Annotated in this window: 11 protein-coding genes and 2 pseudogenes; 8 read left to right on the top strand and 5 right to left on the bottom strand. The window is 67.5% G+C overall.

The genetic code is table 11. The annotated features are described in order from the left end of the window. Positions 1-7: 7 nt before the first annotated feature. Together NV2_RS06950 and NV2_RS30685 are read right to left on the bottom strand one after the other, a co-directional pair. On the bottom strand, positions 8-1,219 hold the full coding sequence (locus tag NV2_RS06950; protein WP_067870719.1) for an acetyl-CoA C-acetyltransferase: 1,212 nt from the start codon (positions 1,217-1,219) through the stop codon (positions 8-10). Positions 1,220-3,057: 1,838 nt separating this feature from the next. Then, a pseudogene (locus NV2_RS30685) lies at positions 3,058-4,785 on the bottom strand (DNA polymerase III subunit gamma and tau); the annotation flags it as partial. Between the two features lie 448 nt (positions 4,786-5,233). On the opposite strand from NV2_RS30685, the gene NV2_RS06940 reads away from it, so the two are divergent. The 3 genes from NV2_RS06940 (at position 5,234) to NV2_RS06930 (ending at position 9,119) form a co-directional block, all read left to right on the top strand. Further along, positions 5,234-6,064: a hypothetical protein gene (locus NV2_RS06940; protein WP_067870718.1), complete on the top strand. Its 831-nt coding sequence runs from the start codon at positions 5,234-5,236 to the stop codon at positions 6,062-6,064. Positions 6,065-6,180: 116 nt separating this feature from the next. Beyond that, complete coding sequence (locus NV2_RS06935) at positions 6,181-8,442, top strand: MMPL family transporter (RefSeq protein ID WP_067870717.1); 2,262 nt, start codon at positions 6,181-6,183, stop codon at positions 8,440-8,442. Then, complete coding sequence (locus NV2_RS06930) at positions 8,439-9,119, top strand: TetR/AcrR family transcriptional regulator (RefSeq protein ID WP_067870716.1); 681 nt, start codon at positions 8,439-8,441, stop codon at positions 9,117-9,119. Before NV2_RS06935 ends, NV2_RS06930 begins: the two co-directional genes overlap by 4 nt. A gap of 10 nt (positions 9,120-9,129) precedes the next feature. Here NV2_RS06930 and NV2_RS06925 read toward each other — a convergent pair whose 3' ends face one another. Together NV2_RS06925 and NV2_RS06920 are read right to left on the bottom strand one after the other, a co-directional pair. Beyond that, positions 9,130-10,185, bottom strand: a complete 1,056-nt coding sequence (locus tag NV2_RS06925; protein WP_084474057.1) for a neutral zinc metallopeptidase — start codon at positions 10,183-10,185, stop codon at positions 9,130-9,132. Positions 10,186-10,443: 258 nt separating this feature from the next. After that, on the bottom strand, positions 10,444-11,271 hold the full coding sequence (locus tag NV2_RS06920) for a neutral zinc metallopeptidase (protein WP_157102784.1): 828 nt from the start codon (positions 11,269-11,271) through the stop codon (positions 10,444-10,446). A gap of 499 nt (positions 11,272-11,770) precedes the next feature. On the opposite strand from NV2_RS06920, the gene NV2_RS06915 reads away from it, so the two are divergent. Further along, positions 11,771-13,399 (top strand): DUF2207 family protein, encoded by a 1,629-nt coding sequence (locus NV2_RS06915; protein WP_067870715.1) that lies wholly within the window; start codon positions 11,771-11,773, stop codon positions 13,397-13,399. 24 nt (positions 13,400-13,423) lie between these two features. Here the strand turns inward: NV2_RS06915 and NV2_RS06910 are convergent, their stop codons facing one another. Further along, positions 13,424-14,701, bottom strand: a complete 1,278-nt coding sequence (locus NV2_RS06910; protein WP_067870898.1) for an ROK family protein — start codon at positions 14,699-14,701, stop codon at positions 13,424-13,426. Between the two features lie 496 nt (positions 14,702-15,197). On the opposite strand from NV2_RS06910, the gene NV2_RS06905 reads away from it, so the two are divergent. The 4 genes and pseudogenes from NV2_RS06905 to NV2_RS06890 form a co-directional block, all read left to right on the top strand. Then, positions 15,198-15,980: a GntR family transcriptional regulator gene (locus NV2_RS06905; protein WP_157102783.1), complete on the top strand. Its 783-nt coding sequence runs from the start codon at positions 15,198-15,200 to the stop codon at positions 15,978-15,980. Next, positions 15,955-16,182 carry a 4Fe-4S dicluster domain-containing protein gene (locus tag NV2_RS06900; RefSeq protein WP_067870713.1) on the top strand — a complete coding sequence of 76 codons (228 nt, stop codon included), beginning with the start codon at positions 15,955-15,957 and terminating at the stop codon, positions 16,180-16,182. The genes NV2_RS06905 and NV2_RS06900 overlap by 26 nt, the downstream gene beginning before the upstream one ends. Before the next feature lie 31 nt (positions 16,183-16,213). Further along, positions 16,214-17,637, top strand: a pseudogene (locus tag NV2_RS06895) (ABC transporter substrate-binding protein). Next, a partial coding sequence (locus tag NV2_RS06890; protein ID WP_157102782.1) for an ABC transporter permease occupies positions 17,634-18,378 on the top strand: 745 nt, incomplete at its 3' end. The pseudogene NV2_RS06895 and the gene NV2_RS06890, both read left to right, overlap by 4 nt.

The raw sequence follows: 18,378 nt of genomic DNA, 5'->3' as shown, positions 1-18,378 counted from the left end.
GTGAGAATCAGACGCGCTCGATGATGGTGGCCACACCCATGCCGCCGCCGATGCACAGGGTCACCAGGGCGTAGCGGGCGTTGCGGCGCTCCAGCTCGTCGACCATGGTGCCGGTGATCATCGCGCCGGTGGCGCCGAGCGGGTGGCCCATCGCGATGGCTCCGCCGTTGACGTTCAGCTTCTCGTCCGGGATCTTCAGATCCTTCTGGAACTTCAGCGCGACGGAGGCGAAGGCCTCGTTGATCTCGTAGAGATCGATGTCTTCGGCCGACAGACCGGCCTTGGCCAGCGCCTTGTGCGCGGCCGGGGTCGGGCCGGTGAGCATGATGGTGGCGTCGGCGCCACTGGTGGCGGTGGCGACGATGCGGGCGCGCGGGGTCAAACCGGATGCCTCCCCCGCTTCCTGGGAACCGACCAGCACCATCGCGGCACCGTCGACGATGCCCGAGCTGTTGCCACCGTGGTGGACGTGGTTGATCTGCTCGACAAAGTGGAACTTCTGCAGCGCCACCGCGTCGAAGCCACCCATTTCACCGATTCCGGCGAAGGACGGCTTGAGCTTGCCGAGATCCTCGACAGTGGTGCCCGGACGCATGTGCTCGTCGCGGTCCAGGACGGTCAGGCCATTGATATCTTTCACGGGAACGACGGACTTGGCGAAGTAGCCGCCGGTCCAGGCCTGGGCGGCCAGTTCCTGCGAGCGCGCCGCGAACGCGTCGACATCTTCGCGGGAGAAGCCCTCGATGGTGGCAATCAGGTCGGCACCGATGCCCTGCGGGGCGATGTAGAGGTCGTAGCTGGTGGCCGGGTCGGTGAACAGCGCACCGCCATCGGTGCCCATCGGCACCCGCGACATGGACTCGACGCCACCGGCGATGACCAGGTCCTCGAAGCCGGAACGAACCTTCTGCGCGGCCATGTTGACGGCCTCGAGGCCGGAGGCGCAGAAGCGGTTGATCTGCACACCACCGACGGTGTCGGGCAGGCCGGCGGTCAGCACGGTGGTGCGCGCGATATCGGCGCCCTGGTCTCCGACCGGCGAGACGACACCCAGGATGATGTCGGAGATCCGATCCTCATCCAGGTTCGGGAAGCGGTTGCGCAGCTCCTGGACCAGACCGGTCGTCAGATCGATCGGCTTGACCGAGTGCAGCGAGCCCTTCTTGTTGCGGCCACGCGGAGTGCGGATGGCCTCGAAAATGTAGGCCTCTGTGGTCATATCGGAGTGTTTCCTTCCTTAAAGGTGCCGACCGGCCATCCGACCGACCGTGTTCGATCCCGGTGAGCCGGCAGCGACTCACCACACCGGCGGGCCCTCGAGGTCGAACGAACCTTCCTTCCGGGCACACCGAGCGCATAACGCTGTACAAACGCCGACACGCACCGGCCCACGCACGCTCCGGGGAGCCCGTATGCCTGGGCCCACCATAGAACCTCGTCGCGCAGGTGCTGACGACCACCCGTTCATAGTACAGCGGGATGCGAACTCCGGTTAACTTAACGCAGGATGACGGGTGGCTGTCAACCACCCAGCTGTGTGGCACCCAACTCAGTTCGCAGCAACTCCAAGGCCACCTCATCAGGGTCGCGGCGCTGCTCGGGAGGAACCGGGCGCGCGGATTCCGCGAGCATCTCCTGCTCTTCCTCCGGCGTCAACGCAGGTGGGACACCGTCGTAACCTACCGGCGAGTAGTCCCGAGGCCCGGGATCGTCCGGATAGTCCGGCGCCTCGGGCGGTGGAATATCGTCGTCGGAGGCACCGTGAGCGCCGTGAGATCCGCCCCGGGGCGGGTGGAATTCCCGCCGCGGAGCCTGACCGGTGTTGTCCCGGCGCCCGGGTCCCGCCCCGGCGCCGTCCGTACCACCGCTGCCCCACGCATCGGCCGCACCGCTCCGGGTTTCCCCCTCCGGGGACTGCGCCTGCGCCTGACTGGGCCGCACGAACCGCGGTGGTGCCTGCCCGGAACCGCCGCGCGCCGGGGAGCGCTCACCACCGCGCGCGGGTTTCTCGGCCGCGCCGCTGCCCTGCCCTCGCGAGCCTGCGGAACCGGTGGCCGACCCGACCTCCCAGCGCACGCTGTACGCCCGGCCGAGCACGGCCACCACCGCCTGCTGCAGCGCCTGGATATTCCCCGGCCCGGACAACCGCTCGGCCAGCGGCGCATGCGGGTGCGCGAACACGATGGTGTCCTGTTCCACCCGCACCGGCGCCGCGGCCGACAACAATGCATGCAGCGTGGCGGCGGACTCCCGGGCCTTCGCCCGGATATCGGCCCACGCGCCTTCGACCTCACCGAGGACATCGCCACCGGCCGCACCAGCAACCTCCGCGCCACCGCCCGGGGTGTCCGTCGCCCCGGCGGCACTCGGCTCGGCGGGGCTCGACTCGGGTGCCCGGATCGGCGAACCGGCAGCCCGCTCGGAGTCCTCACCGTGTCGATCGGACGCGCCATTCCACTCGGAAGCCGCCCGTTCACCCCCATCACCGGTCGGCACGGCCTGCACCGCAGCCGGTTCGGCATCCGCGGCGGGGCGCTCGCCGGCCGCTGCACTCCGTTCCACCCCACCAGCGGTCCGAACGGCATCGGCCACGCGCTCGTCGACATCATGAGCACGCCGTTCGGCGGCCTCAGTGATCGGTTCGGCATCGGGAGCAGGCTGTCCGGCCTCGGCCGCGGGTCGTTCGGACTCGAATCCGGCGCGGCCGGCGTCGATAGTCCGTTCAGCTGCGTCAACGGTCCGTTCGGACTCCCCAGGAGGCCGACCGGATTCGCCTACAGTCCGTTCGGCATCAGGAGCCCGCTCGGCACGCCGATCGGCCTGTTCGGCATCGGCACCACTCGGGACGGAGTCGGCATTGCGCCGTTCGGCCTCACCACTGATCCGAACAGCATCGGCCGCGGCCCCCTCAGCCTGATGATCGGCGCGTTCGGCATCAGACGCGGGCCGTTCGGCGGCCTTACCCATCCGTTCGGCATCGTCGGCGGGCCGCCCGGCTTCGGAAACAGTCCGTTCGGAATCCGGGGCATGCTTCGCGCCGGAAGCAGTCCGTTCGGACCCGCTGCCGGTCCGAACAGCATCGGCGGCAGCCTGTTCGACGGGGTCCTGTTCGGCATCGACACCGGGCCGTGCGGCGCCACGGGCCTGCTGCTCGGCACCTGAACTGTTCCGTTCGGCATCGGAATCAGACCGAACGGGGTTCTCCGCAGTCCGCTCGGCGCGGACGTCGGTCCGATCGGCATCGGCCACAGTCTCTTCGGTACCGCGAGCATCCCGTTCGGCATCGGCGGCGGGCCGGGCGGCATCGGACGCGGTCCGTTCGGAGTTCGCGGCGGGAGCACCGGATTCCGGCGGCCCTGCGACTGCCGGCAAATCAGGATGTGCGGCTCCGGTGTCCGGCGCCGGTTGTGGCCTGGACTGTTGCGGGCCGGTCGGTGATTGGGCCCGCTGCGCGGGATGCGGTGCCGCGTTCTTCTGTTCGCGCATGGCTGCGAGTACTTCCGCGCCACGGCGGCGTGGTTCACCCGACGGGCGGGATGCGGCGGGCGCTCCTCCCACCGGTGCGGAAGGAGCGGGCTCGCGGTCCGCCTGGGCGGGCGCCTGTACCGCCCCAGCGGCAGGGACTGCGCCCGACTCGACCCGGCGTTCCAGGCGTTCCAGCCGCTGCAAGGTGGCGGATTCGGCCTCCGAAACACCCGGCAGCAGCATGCGCGCGCAGACGACCTCGAGCAGCAGGCGCGGTGCGGTTGCCCCGCGCATATCGCCCAGGCCCTCGTGCAACAGTTCCGCGTAGCGCGCGAGCGTGGCCGCACCGATCCGATCGGCCTGGGCGGACATGCGGGCGATGACATCGCCGGGGCCGGTGACCAGGTTTCGTTCGGCCGCATCGGGTACCGCGCGCAGCAGAATCAGGTCGCGAATGCGTTCGAGCAAGTCGGTGGCGAAGCGCCGCGGGTCGTGCCCGGCCTCGACCACCCGGTCGACCGTCGCGAACAGGGTTGCGCCGTCGTCTGCGGCGAGGGCGTCGACCGCCTCGTCGATCAGAGCGATATCGGTGACCCCGAGCAGGGCCAGCGCGCGCGGATAGGTGACACCCTCGGGCCCCGCACCGGCCAGCAACTGATCCAGCACACTCAGGCTGTCGCGCGGTGATCCGCCGCCCGCGCGAATCACCAGCGGGTAGACCGATTCCTCGACACGGACCTGTTCCTGGTCGCAGATCGTGCCGAGCAGACCACGCATGGTGGCCGGCGGCAGCAGCCGGAACGGGTAGTGATGGGTGCGCGACCGGATGGTCGGCAGCACCTTCTCCGGCTCGGTGGTGGCGAAGATGAAGATCAGATGCGCCGGTGGTTCCTCGACGATCTTGAGCAGCGCGTTGAAGCCGGCCGTGGTGACCATATGGGCCTCGTCCACGATGAAGACCCGGTAGCGCGATTCCGCCGGTGCGTAGAAGGCGCGGTCGCGTAGTTCACGCGTATCGTCCACGCCGCCGTGACTGGCGGCGTCGAGTTCGATCACGTCGAGGTTGCCCGACCCGCCCGGTGCGAGCGCCTCACACGACGGGCACACGCCACACGGACGCGAGGTCGGTCCCTCGACACAGTTCAGCGAGCGCGCCAGGATGCGCGCCGAGGACGTCTTGCCACAACCTCGCGGGCCGGAGAACAGATAGGCATGACTGATCCTGCCGGTGTCGAGCGCGGTACTCAGCGGATCGGTGACGTGCTCCTGCCCCACTACCTCGGCGAAGGTTGCCGGTCGATACTTCCGGTACAGAGCCACGGCCCGAGGGTACCGGCGCGCACCGACAGCTATCCATTCGCGCACCCGGTACCGTGGCGATCGGCGTGCACGGAGATGACGCCGATTAAACAGTGATCCATATCACATACATCCTGGTCACTTGTTCGTTGCCCGAACAACCGACTGGATCAACATTATTGCCGGATAGCACAATTCGGTTTCCAGGCAAATCGCCGAGCAATTTCGGCGCACACCAGGTGCGCGGCCGAAAGTATGAACTCGATCCCCGATCGACAACGATTTTCAGGACGTAACGATTACGTCAATGGGTTGGCCGCCGCCGCAATCGTCTGGATACCGTTGATTTCGGCAACTTCGGTAGCCAAACCTTCATCAGGTTGGTCGCCCCGGTCGGTCCCTCATCCCGGCCGGGGCACAACAATGTTTCGCCACAGCAACGATCGGATCGTTCCGGAGGTGTGACACCATGCCGTCCTGCGACGACATCGCCACCGCCTGGCTCTCCTACACCGAATTCGCCGGCAATCCCGCCGCCACCGACCTACTCAGCCGCGCCATCAGCCCGCGCGATTTCTCCCGCAACCGCGATTCGCTGCCGGTATCGGCGGCGGCCGATCCGGCTACTTCGGACGCAATTCTCGAATTGCTCGACCGCGGCCAGGTGCCCACCCTGCCGGCGATCCACACACTGATCACACAGAATCGGATTCGCGCCGAATCCGAACGCATCGAGGGGCTCGGCCGGCGGGCGCAGCGCAGTGTCGACGAATTCGGCCGACTGCTCGCCGAACTCACCCAGAACTATCGGCACACACACGGAATCGGGCCCACCCGGCGCGATATTCTGAGCGCCGAACCGGTACTCACCCTCATCCGGCAACGGGTCGGCGACGTCGCACCTCCTGCGATCAAACATCTCCGGCTAGTGGAGCGGACTCAGCGCGCCGGCTGGATCGCCTACGACGCCAGCCCCCGATCGCTGTGTGCCGCGCGGCAGTTCTACTCCGCGCGCTACGGCGACCGCGTCTCCCGGCAGCCGGTGAACACGATCGGCACGCTGCTGGCCGGCTTCCTGGACGACCACCGGACCGAACACCGGCATCCACCTCAGTGGTCGGTGGTCGCCCGCGAACTCCGTGACGGCCGCGGACGCCGCATCTTCGCCGACACCGCCGATCTGCGCGCCCAGCAACACTGGCTGATCACCGCGCAGTGGCTCGCGGTCGAGAACGATCTCCCCGTCCCGGGCCCACGCGGACGCCATGCCCTGACCAGGCGGGCACGCAGACCCGAGTAGTCCGCACCGCACATTCGGTGATCTGGAACACCACATTTCTCGGCATCGGGCCTTGCGTCCAGGTTAGGTAACAGCGTTACGATAACGGCGTTACCTATCTGCACCGAGGAGCACCGATGCTGACCCGAATCGCACGGCTCGCCACCCGCTATCCGAAACGGGTGCTACTCGCCGCCCTCGCGCTCGCACTGCTCTGCGGCGGCTTCGGCGCCACCGTGACCGATCGCCTGCAGGCCGGCGGCTTCACCTCCGACAACTCCGAATCCACCCGGGCCGCGAGCCTCGTCGCCGACGAATTCGACGGTGCCGAGCCCAATCTGGTGCTGCTGGTGCAATCGGAGGACGGTGTCGACACCGCGGCGGCGCGGGCGACCGCGACCGAGGTCACCGGACGTCTGAGCGCGCGCACCGACGCCGTGGGCGTGCGGTCCTACTGGACCAGTCCACCGCAGCAGGCCGCGGCGCTGCGCAGTACCGACGGTAAGAGCGCGCTGATCATGGCCTACCTCACCGGGGGCGACGACAAGGCGCAGCGAGCCGCCGGCGAGATCGCCGGAAACCTGGCGGACACGCCCGCGGGAATCACCGTGCGGCCGGGCGGGCTGTCGGCGATCTACCACGATGTGAACAGCCAGGTGACCAAGGATCTGGCGATGGCCGAGGGCATCGCGGTTCCACTGACCGCCGTCGTGCTGATCCTGGTCTTCGGCAGCGTGGTCGCCGCCTCGCTGCCCTTGGCGGTCGGCGTCTTCGCCATCCTGTGCACACTCGCGCTGCTGCGCGGCTTCACCCTGTTCACCGATGTCTCGATCTACGCGCTGAATATGACCACGGCGCTGGGCCTGGCACTGGCGATCGACTACAGCCTGTTCATCGTCAGCCGGTATCGCGAGGAATTGGCCACGGGCGCGACCCATGAGGCGGCCGCGGTGCGCGCCGTGCAGACCGCCGGACGGACCGTCCTGTTCTCGGCACTGACCGTGGCACTCGCGCTGGCGGTGCTGGCCGTGTTCGACATGTACTTCCTGAAATCGTTCGCCTATGCGGGCGTCGCGGTGGTGGCGACCGCCGCACTCGCCTCGATCGTGATCCTGCCGGCGGCATTGGTGCTGCTCGGCGACCGGATCAACGCGTGGAATCTGCGTACTGCGCTGCGCAGGCTGACCGGCCGGCCGGAGCCCGCACCGAAGCCGGAGGAGAAGACCGCCTGGTACCGGACGGTCACCTGGGTGATGCGCCGCGCCGTGCCGGTGTCGATCGCCATCATCGCAGTACTGCTGGCCGTCGGCGCACCGTTCCTCGGCGTGAAATTCGGCTATCCCGACGACCGGGTACTGCCCGAAGGGCACGCCAGCCGCGCGGTGGGAGATGTGCTGCGCGAGGAATTCCCGGCCGTCGATTCCGGAACCGGTACCACCATCGTGCTCCCCGGCGTCTCGGAAGATCCGGCGGTCGTCGACGGCTACGCCGAGTCGCTGTCGAAGGTGGACGGGGTGAGCGCGGTACTTTCCAGCGGCGGTGTCTACGTCTCGGGTGCCCGGATGGGCCAGGCGCCACCGGGTATGGCCAATGACAGCGGCCAATACCTCACGGTCACCTCCACTCTCGATCCGTTCTCCCCGCAGGCGAAGGAGCAATTGCAGGCGCTGCGCGAGGTGCCTGCCCCCGCGCCCGCCCTGTTCGGTGGGGCGGCGGCGATGAATGTCGACTCCCTGCATGCCTTGGGTGCCAAGCTTCCGTTGGCGATCGCCCTGATCGCCCTCGCGACGTTCGTGGTGCTGTTCCTGTTCACCGGCAGTCTGGTGCTGCCGCTGAAGGCCGTGGTGATCAATTCGCTGTCGCTGACCGCCATGTTCGGCATGATGGTGTGGATATTCCAGGAGGGGCATTTCGCCGATCTACTCGGCTTCACCCCCACCGGATTCCTGGTACCGACCATGCCGATTCTGATGTTCTGCCTGGCCTTCGGCATGTCGATGGATTACGAGGTATTCCTGCTGTCCCGGGTGCGTGAGGCCTGGCTGGCCTCCGATCGCAGCGCTGCCGCCAACGAACATTCGGTCGCGGTGGGCGTGGCGCGCACCGGCCGGATCGTCACCGCGGCCGCCCTGCTGATGGCCATCGTGCTGGGTGCCATGATCACCTCGCAGGTGTCGTTCATGCAGATGTTCGGGCTGGGTTTGACCATCACCGTGCTCGCCGACGCTACCGTTATCCGCATGCTGCTGGTACCTGCTCTGATGCGCCTGATCGGCCGCGCGAACTGGTGGGCGCCGGGCCCACTGGCTCGCTGGCACGAAAGGTTCGGTCTCACTGAGCATTCCGACAACACCGAGGCGACAGCGGTGCGCCTACGCGAGCCCGCGGGACGACGATGATGTGCCCGCGGCGTCCCCGATCGGCGCGCGGTTCCGGGCCCGGACTGCGTGCGGAGATTCTCGCGGCCACCCGCGAACTGCTGGCGCGCAACGGGAATGCCGACGCAGTGTCGATTCGGGAGGTCGGCAAGGTGGTGGGGGTGACCGCGCCGTCGATCTACCGGCACTTCGCCGACAAGGACGAACTGATCGACGCCGCGGTCGCGGAGGTTTTCGAAGAACTCGACGCTGCGATCGCCGCCGCCGGCGACCCCGATACCTCACCCATCACCCGGCTGCGCGACCAGGGCATGGCCTATGTGCGGTTCGCCCTGCAACATCCGGGGCAGTACCGCGTCGCTACCTCCTCCATCGGGGAAGGTCCGAGCGCAGTCGATCAGGTGCTCGGAAGTGGTGCGTTCCAACGGTTCTCCGAAACGGTGCAGGAGGCGATGGATTCCGGCGTATTCGCCGCGGGCGACCCGATGCCGATGGTGCTGGAAATGTGGTCGTCGGCGCACGGCATCGTCTCGCTGGTGATCGCCAAGCCGTATCTCCCGTGGGGTGACGTCGAGGTCATCGCCGACCGGGTGATGGCGGCCGCCTGCCTGGGGCACGCGGTGCTCGACATCATGGGTGGCACTCCGAGTCCCGACGAGGGCGCGCGCTGGTTGGCGCAGGTGCGGGAGACCCGCTGACGACTGCCGGTCAGGACACCGCGTCCGACGACGCGGCCCAGGTATTACACATCCAGGTGCGGTTGTTGTCCTCGCCCTGTGCGTACCAGGCGCCGTAATGGTCGTTGGTGCCGTGATCACGGATATCGGAGTTGTCGTCTCCGCGCCCGAAGTTGTCCTGCCGCACGAAAGCCGCGTCGGGTCCGGCGATCGTTCCCGCTGCCTCGTTGGAGGTGATGAACATCCCGCCGAAGCATTGCGCTTCCAGTTCCAGCCGGCGTGAGGACTCCAGGCCCGTGGGCGAATAGGTTCCGGCCTGGTACCGGTCGGAGTGCGCTCGCTCGGCGATCCCGGTGATGCCCTGCACATGATGGCCGTACTCGTGGGCGAACACCGCGAGGTATATGGCCCAGCGGTCGCCGTACATCTCGGTCTGGATATGGTCGAGCGGCATGTAGATGGTGTCGTTCACCGAGCAGTAGAACGCGGCATAGCTTCCACCCGAGCTGCCACAGGGGGAGATCGCTTCCGCACCGGTGGCCGTGACGCTGACCGACGGCGTGTCGGAGGGCAGGTTCTGCGCCTGCAGGACCGGTGTCCACATCCGGTCCAGACATGAGGTGGCCGCCGTGAAGAACGCTCGGGCCGAGGCGACGTCGGCACCCCAGGTCGGATAATCGCACACGATATTGATCAGACCGGAGTTGTGATCACTGAACAGCGGATTGGTCGCGGTCGCGACAACCGGTTGTGGTCCAGCAGGTTTCGGCGGCACCGTGGTCGTGATCCGATAGCGCGTCGTCGTCCGGGTGGGCGACGGATAGGCGGTGGTGGTCGTCGGATCGGCGCCGGCACTCGACGAGCTCGGCGTCGAATACGTATAGCTGGGCGTGGATGTCGTGTACGCCGCAGACGAATTGTCGTGTCCGCCCAGGGTGGCGAAGCCGACCAGGCCGCCCACCATCGCGACAACCAGCAGGACCGCGAAGGCCGTGCCCCACCCGCTGCCGGATTTCGGTGGTGGATAGGGGCGCCCGTGATAGCCGGGCGGCGGCAGCGGGCGCAGATTCGGACCGGCGGGGTACATCCCGGGCGGCGGCAGGGGCGCACCGTAAGGCGGCGGGTAGCCCGGCGGCGGGCGATAGCCGGGCGGTGGTCCGTATCCCGGTGGTGGTCCGTAGCCGGGTGGCCGTCCGTACCCGGGTGGCGGTGCATAGCCGGGCGGCGGCCGGTACCCGGGTGGCGGTCCGTATCCCGGCGCTCCGGGCGGATGTCGGTGTGGTGGCCGTCCTCCGGACGGCGGATTACCCGGCGGCGGTGTATTTCTCGGCGGCGCCATATTCGATCAGTTCACCTGCCCCGAGGGCGCGGTGAAGGTATTGCACTGCACCGTCAGGTTCTGGTCGAATCCGGCGCTCCACCAGTTGCCGGCGTTCTCGGTTGTGCCGTGACTGCGCATGTCACCCGCGGTATCGCCACGACCGTAGGCATCGGTGCGGGCATTCTGCGCCTGGATCGGGGTCAGCGAACGCCCGCCGGTCGAGGAGGCGAAATACATTCCGTCGAAGCAGTTGGCCTGCAATTCGATCCGGCGCGAGAGTTCCAGTCCGGTGTCGCTGTAGCGTCCGGTCCGGCCGCGCTCCTTGTTAGCGGCGCTGAGAATTCCGGACAACGCTTGGATGTGGTGGCCGTACTCGTGCGCGAAGACCGACAGGTAGACCTCCCAGTGGGTACCGAAGATATCGGTCTGCAACTGGCTGATCGGCATGTATATCGTCTGGTTGGCGCCACAGTAGAAGGCCGCGAAATTACTGCTCGACCCGCTGCACGGCGTGGTGATCCCCTCGGTCGAAGCGCTGACGCTGAGCTCCGGCGCGACGAAGTCGAGTCCGGCGGCCTCGAATGCGGGTTTCCACGCGGCGGCGAGACAATCGGCGGCGCCGGCGAAGAATGCGCGGGCGGTATCGACCTCCGTCCCCCAGGGGGTGTAGGGGCATTGGGCGGGGCTCAGCGGCGAACCCGGCGCAGTCACCAATGGATTCGTCGCGGTTTCCTGCACGCCGGAGGCTGTCTCGTCCGGCCCGTACTTGAAGCCGGAGCCCTCGCCGTCGTGCAGTCCGTTACCGACCGCGGCGCGGATCATGCCCGCGACCACCACGACCACGAGCGCCACCAGTACCGCGGCGAACTTGCCGCCACCACCGCTTTTACGCTGCGGCGGACGAGAACCCGCGGGACCGTACGGGCGTGGCGGTGGGATCGGCGCGCGATGCCCCGGAGCAAACCGTGGCGGTCGATGTGAGTGCGGTGCCGGATATCCCGGCGGTGGTCGATGCGGTGCAGCCGGAAACCCCGGCGGCGGTGCGTAACCGGGCTGCGGTGCGTAACCAGGCGGCGGCGGGTAGCCGGGCGGTCGCCCATATCCGGGCGGCGGTGGGTAGCCGGGCGGTGGTGCGGGGCGATATCCGGGCGGTTGCCCATAGCGTGGATCGGGTGGTCCGCCGGGCATATTCGGGCCGGGCCCATACGGTGGTCGACTCACTCCCCCGCCCTCCCCCTTGTTCATCCGCACGTACGACAGGCCCGGAGGCAGGATAGCAAGCAGCGGAGCGGGTCGCGGTGTGCACTTTCGGACTGCTTCGCGCCGAACCTCCCCGCTAAGGTATGGGCCCATGCTGAACTTTCGGGGGGGCGCATTCGGCGCCTTATTGCTGACAGCGGCGGGAATTTTCGCCGCGGCGCCGTCCGCGCAGGCGCAGGAACCGGCCGGGGTATCGATCGTCGCGGACATCAAACTCAGCGAGGACGGTCTGCTCGAGGTCGAGGAAACCGTCCAGGTCCCGCCGGGTGGGCAGTTCCATATGGCGATTCCGCTGCGGGTCGCCCACGGCGAAGGCGGGGAACGTCGCTTCAGCGTCACCGATATCTCCACGACCGGTCCCGGTAAGGCCGAGACCGCGCAGGAGGTGTTCAGTGTGGATGCGCCACCGGGCGAGTCCACATTCGCGTACACGGTGCACGGCGCCGTCAGCGATGCGCCCGGTACCCAGCTGTTCCACTGGAGTGGGCTGCTGAACACCGATGTGGCCTCGTTCGACGGTTCGATCATCAGCCCCAGTTACCGGATGGGCATCGTCGACTGCACGGTCGGCGCCGCGGGTAGCACCCGCAAGTGCAACGACGCACGGGTGGAGCCCGACGGCGTACTCACCATGCACGAGGAGAATCTGCACAAGGGTGACGCCCTGGACGTGAGTTTGCAGATGCCCCCGGGGACCGTGCAGGCCAATGCCGATATCACCGAGGGGCGCGGTTCCGGCCCGTTCGCGGTGACCGCACCGGTACTCGTCTCCTTCGGTCTGCTGCTGCTGGCGTTGGCCGCTTTCGGCGGATATCTCATGTGGGCACGCCGGCAGGACGCCGCGGCGCTCACCTCCTCGGCAACCTTGGATCCGGTGCAGCGCAGTGGCAGGAATGCGGAATTCGTTTCGCCGGAAGGAGTGCTGCCCGGTGAGGCCGGGCTGCTGCTCGACGGATCCTCCGACGCGGTCGATATCGCCGCGACAGTGGTGGATCTGGCGGTGCGCCGATATCTGTGGATCGCCCCGGCCGGCGATTCGGACTGGCGCATCACCCGGGTGAACGCCGTCGACGACCAACTGCGTGAGTACGAGAAGCAGGTGTACGCCGCACTGCTACCCGACGGGACCGATGCGGTGCTGATGTCGGAGTTGCGCGCCCCCGGCCGCCTGTCCGCCGAGCCGATCCGGGCCGCGCTGCGTGCCGATGCGCTTGCGCGCGGCACTCTGACCGACCACGACCGCCGCGGCCTCGCGTTCTGGCTGGGCGTCGTCCTGCTGGTGGTCGGTGTGGCGGCGACGGTCGGCTTGGCGATCTCGGGTGGCTATGCGCTGGTCGGGGTGGCCGTCGCGCTGGGTGGCGCGGCCATGCTGATGCTGGGCCGCTACCTCCCGGCGCGGACCGCCGCGGGCCGGGCGCTGGCCGCGCAGGTGAAGGCGCTGCAGAACGGCCTCGATGCCCAGCGCCCGGAGGAGATCGCCGCGGCAAGCCGGGAGATGCTGTTCTCCCGCGCACTGCCGTTCACGATCATCGGTGGCCGGACCGACAACTGGATCCGGACCTTCCGCGATCTCGACCCGAGTGCGGACCGGCAGGCCGGACTGTACTGGTTCGCCGGCTTCGACCAGGATCGCAATCTGCACCGATTCGCCGGGCAGTTCCCGTATTTCATCACCGCACTGCAGGGCTTGTTCACCACCGCGAGCGATTCCAGGCACTGATGCGGGCCGGTGCCCGCCCGCCGCTCAGCGCGGCGCGCGGGTGGACCGGCGCAGCGCCGACAGCGGGTCGGCGTAGCAGACGCTCAGCGAGGTGACCGCCGCCGCGTGCTCCTGCACCCGGCCCCCGAATCGACTGATGCGCAGATCGGTCGGCGCCAGCGTGGTGGACTCGCCGAACGAGCGTACGACCCGTTCCAGGGCCGGCCGGTACCCGGTGAAGGCCTGCCCACCCAGTACCACCCGGTCCGGGTTGAACATGTCCCGCACCAGAGAGGCGGTGCGACCGAGGATTTCGGCCCGTTCGAACAGTATGGACCGCGCCTGCTCGGACCCTTGGTCGGCGGCCCGGTACAGATCGGCGATTACCGGTTTGCGCGGTGCCTCCCGCCGGGGCACCACGCCTGCACGTACCGCGCGTGCCAGCACCGCTGCCTCCCCGACCGTGGCCTCCAAGCAGCCACGCCGGCCGCAGGAGCATTCCACTTCGGAGCCGGTCGGCAGATGCGCGATGGAACCCGGACCGTTGGCCGGCGTGTACACCCGATCGTGCAGTGTCACCGCGACACCCACGGTTTCACGGCCGTAGAGGTAGAGGCTGCTTCCCGGACGTTCCGCCGCGCCGGTGCGCTCCTGGCTCGTCCCGGTGAGCAGTAGTTCCGCGGCAGCCATCGCCTCCACATGGGCGGCGACCGATACCGGCAGGTCCAGCACGGTGCCGAAGATCGAGCCGACCGGTGCCGAATGCCAGTCCAGCCGGGGATGATCCACCACACCGGCGACCGGATCGACCCGCCCCGCCAATGCCACACCGACCCACAGCGGGCGGCGGCGCGGCAGCCGATCCAGGAATGCCTTCGCACTGCGCGCGATGATGGTGATCGCGGCATCCTGCGCGGCCTGCGGGGTGGCGATCTCCAGACCGCCGAGGATGCGCCCGGACAGATCCGCGGCCACGATACGGGTGAGATTGGCACCGATATGCACCCCGACGGTGACGAAACGATCGGTTTCCACCTCGAACGGAATCCGAGGACGGCCGACGGCTCCGGATGCGGTGAGATCGGCGCGCTCTCGCAACAGACCCGCGGTAAGCAGCGCCGAAACTTGACGATTCACCGTGGCAATACTCAAACCCGTTGTCCGAGCGGCATTATCACGAAATATCGGCCCGGCGGTAGCGGCCCGCAGGACCATGGCGGCGGGGTTGTCACTGATCCGTAGTTCCGGCGCGACCACCGGACGAGGTACACCACGGGCCGGGCGTACGGTTCGGGACGGGCGTTCTAGGGCGGGGCTCGTCATGGTGTGTTCCTTGTTCAACATCCACGACCGGACATGTGTCCAGCTATTTCGCGGAGAGATCTACAACGGCAACAAGGCAGTGAGAGGGGCCCGGAAAGGGTCGACTGATGAACGACTGGAGCGGTCTCAGCTGCGCGGCCAGGAACAACACAGTTCCCGCTGCCGCGGCAGCCGCACACCGAGCGCCACGGTCACGTAGGTGACCTTTGCGCGGTTCGAGCGACTGGTGGGCATGTTCACAAAGGTAACATCACGATTCTGTCGCGCGCCAGAGAACGGGTCAGGATGCAATTGCGCTCACCCTGATTTCAAGGCGGCGCTACCGGGCGCCGGGTGGCGCATTCACCGTCCATCACATCATCACGCCAGGTCCATCCGATGGGCGGGTGGCGCAAACGATTCCTTGCCCGCGCGGGCGCCGGGCGAGCGAGCAACGAACGCCGCCGCCCGCCATTACGCTCGCCGAATCGCAGGTCACAAGCGTGAGGAGGTGCAGATGACGGCGAACCCGGCAACCATTCGCAAGGCGGATCGGGCCCGGCAGGTCGCCGATCTGCTGCGGCAGCAGATCCACTGCGGCCAGTGCCCCGACCCACTCCCCACCGAAACCGAACTGGCCACCGAATTCTCGATCTCGCGCAATACCGTCCGTGAGGCGCTGGCCCTGCTACGTGATGAAGGACTCGTCGGCCGGGTGCCACGGGTCGGCACCTACGTGGCGCAGCGGAAATACGATCACGGGCTGGACAGCCTGCGCGGACTCAAGGAAACCCTGCGCGGACACGGCGAGGTACGCAACGAGGTGCGCGCCGCACTGCGCCTCACCCCACCGCCGGCCGTCGCACGCCGGCTCGGGCTCGGCACCGATGAAACAGTGGTCTACCTGGAGCGGTTGCGCTATCTGGGTGATCTGCCACTGAGCCTGGACCACACCTATTTGGCCCCCGACATCGGCGAACAGGTGCTCGACTGTGATCTGGGATCACAGGACATCTTCGCCCTGATCGAACAGATCGGTGGCCGGCCGCTCGGCCAGGCCGACCTGGCGGTGGAGGCGATCACCGCCGATATCCACAGCGCCGCGACCCTGCAGGCGCCCGAAGGCAGCGCGCTACTGCTCCTGGAGCGACTCACCTACCTCGCCGACGGCCGGCCGGTCGATCTGGAGTACATCCGGATGCGGGGCGATCGAATCACGCTGCGCGACAGCTTGTTCCGAACCACCGAAGGTAACGATTGGAGGCTGAGCCACCATGGCGTCGGTCGATCAGCGGGCTGATGTCCCGGTAACCATCGATGAATCGCTGTGCATCGAAGGATGCACCCTGTGTGTGGAGATCTGCCCGCTCGATTCACTGGCGATCAACCCGGACAACGGCAAGGCCTACATGCATGTCGACGAATGCTGGTATTGCGGGCCGTGCGCGGCACGCTGTCCCACCGGTGCTGTCTCCGTGAATATGCCGTATCTGCTGCGCTGAACCTCGTTGCGCCGAATCTCTGGGGAAAACCATGAAGTACCGCCGTGCCCGAATACTCGCCGCCGCACTCATCGCGACGTTGGCGGCCGGATGCTCGCTCGAGGACACCGGCTCCGGCGATACCGTCCGCGTCGTCGTCGGCTATCAGTCCAAAACGATCAATACCGTCACCGCCGGTACTCTGCTGCGCGCCAAGGGTTTCCTGGAGAAACGCTTGAACGATCTGACCGCGGCCGGCGGGCCGGAATATCGGGTCGAATGGCAGGATTACGATACCGGCGCACCGATCACCGCCCAGATGGTCGCCGAGAAGATAGATATCGGTTCGATGGGAGATTATCCGTTGTTGATCAACGGTTCCCGGACCTCTCCCGTCGAACGCGCGGCCACGGAGTTGGTATCGATCACCGGCTACCAGCCGCACGGGTCGCTGAATATGGTCGTCACCGCACCGGAGTCGACCGCGACGTCCCTGCCCGACCTGGCCGGCAAGAAGGTGTCGGCCAGCGTCGGCTCCGCTGGTGACGGCACCCTCCGGCAGGCCTTGAGCCGAGCGAATATCGACCCCGCGCACGGCGTGGAAGTACTGAATCAGCAACCACAGATCGGCGCTTCGGCGCTCGAATCCGGTCAGGTGCAGGCTTTGTCCCAGTTCGTGGCCTGGCCCGGGCTACTGGTCTTCCAGAACAAGGCCCAACTCCTCTACGACGGCGCGGAACTCGATGTCCCGACCTTCCATGGTGTGGTCGCGCGCCGTGCTTATTCGAATTCTCATCCCGAGGTACTCGATGCATTTCTGCAGGCCCAAATCGACGCCACGGACTTCCTGCATGCGGAACCACCGAGGCCGCGCAGCTGGTGGCCGACAACTCCGGACTGCCGCCGGAAGTCGTCTACCTCTACAACGGACCCGGAGGGACCTCGTTCGACACCCCGCTGAAGCCGCAGCTCATCGAGGCATTCAAGGGTGACGTCCCCTATTTGAAGTCCATCGGCGATTTCGCCGATTTCGATATCGACTCCTTCGTCGACGATGCCCCGCTGCGCAAAGTCTTCGCCGAACGCGGGCTCGACTACGACGCCGCGGTATCGAACTTCGCCAATCCCGCCCCGGTGGCCGGTACCGACCCGATCAGCGGGAACCAGGTCGACGATCCGGCGACCGCGGGCGAGGTCTGGTTCGATGGTGCCGCCGAGGCACAGCCGGCAGCCGACCCGGCCGCACTGTTGCGCGCCGTGAAACATGGTCGCGCACAAGGCAAAAAGGTCCGCGCCGCTTACGTCCCCGACGCCGAACTCGGTACCCGCTGGTTCGCGGACAAGGCGCAGTGGGTGCGCAATGGTGACACCTACCTGCCGTTCATCACCCCCAGCGCGGTGCAGCGATACCGGACCGCGCATCCCGATGCCGTGGTCCTGAGCTTCGATCAGGCCGTGAACGAGGTGCGCGCATGAGCACCACGACCCTCACCACAGCGCCCGAGACCGCGGTGGGCGCGGCGGAACCGACGCTCGAACGCAGTGCACGCAAGCGGGTCCGGAGTTCTCGCCTGGTGCGGATCGCCTCGGTGGTGGTCGCCCTGGGCGCATGGCAGGTACTGACCGCCAATCACATTCGCATCTGGGTCCGATTCGACACCTTGCCGACCGTGACACAGGTCGTCGACCGACTCGGGGCACAACTGCAGACCGGCACCTACTGGCTCGATCTCGCCCAATCCCTGATCCGCATTCTGACCGGCTTCGGCCTCGCGGCCGTGCTCGGTGTAGCCAGCGGGATTGCGCTGGGTCGTTCGAGGTGGTTCGCCGACATCCTCGGCCCGCTCACCGAGCTGGCCCGCCCGATTCCGGCGATCGCGATCGTGCCGGTAGCGATTCTGCTGTTCCCCAGCGACGAGTCGGGAATCGTATTCATCACCTTTCTCGCCGCATACTTCCCGATCATGGTCAGCACCCGGCACGCGGTGCACGCACTGCCCACCATCTGGGAGGAATCGGTGCGAACCCTCGGTGGCAGCCGCTGGGATGTGCTGCTGCGGGTGGTGCTGCCGGGCAGTCTGCCGGGCGTGTTCAGCGGTCTGTCGGTGGGCATCGGTGTGGCCTGGATCTGTGTGGTGTCGGCCGAGATGATCTCCGGGCGCCTCGGGGTCGGCTACCGCACCTGGCAGGCATACACCATCGTCGACTATCCCGGCG

The sequence above is a fragment of the Nocardia vermiculata NBRC 100427 genome (genome assembly GCF_001613265.1).
GTDB lineage: Bacteria > Actinomycetota > Actinomycetes > Mycobacteriales > Mycobacteriaceae > Nocardia > Nocardia vermiculata.
This window is presented reverse-complemented; position numbering and strand designations above follow the sequence as displayed.

Coding starts and splice junctions, on each gene's coding strand:
- NV2_RS06950 (WP_067870719.1), bottom strand. CDS start 1,219: ATGACCACAGAGGCCTACATTTTCGAGGCCATCCGCACTCCGCGTGGC.
- NV2_RS06940 (WP_067870718.1), top strand. CDS start 5,234: ATGCCGTCCTGCGACGACATCGCCACCGCCTGGCTCTCCTACACCGAA.
- NV2_RS06935 (WP_067870717.1), top strand. CDS start 6,181: ATGCTGACCCGAATCGCACGGCTCGCCACCCGCTATCCGAAACGGGTG.
- NV2_RS06930 (WP_067870716.1), top strand. CDS start 8,439: ATGATGTGCCCGCGGCGTCCCCGATCGGCGCGCGGTTCCGGGCCCGGA.
- NV2_RS06925 (WP_084474057.1), bottom strand. CDS start 10,185: ATGTACCCCGCCGGTCCGAATCTGCGCCCGCTGCCGCCGCCCGGCTAT.
- NV2_RS06915 (WP_067870715.1), top strand. CDS start 11,771: ATGCTGAACTTTCGGGGGGGCGCATTCGGCGCCTTATTGCTGACAGCG.
- NV2_RS06910 (WP_067870898.1), bottom strand. CDS start 14,701: ATGACGAGCCCCGCCCTAGAACGCCCGTCCCGAACCGTACGCCCGGCC.
- NV2_RS06905 (WP_157102783.1), top strand. CDS start 15,198: ATGACGGCGAACCCGGCAACCATTCGCAAGGCGGATCGGGCCCGGCAG.
- NV2_RS06900 (WP_067870713.1), top strand. CDS start 15,955: ATGGCGTCGGTCGATCAGCGGGCTGATGTCCCGGTAACCATCGATGAA.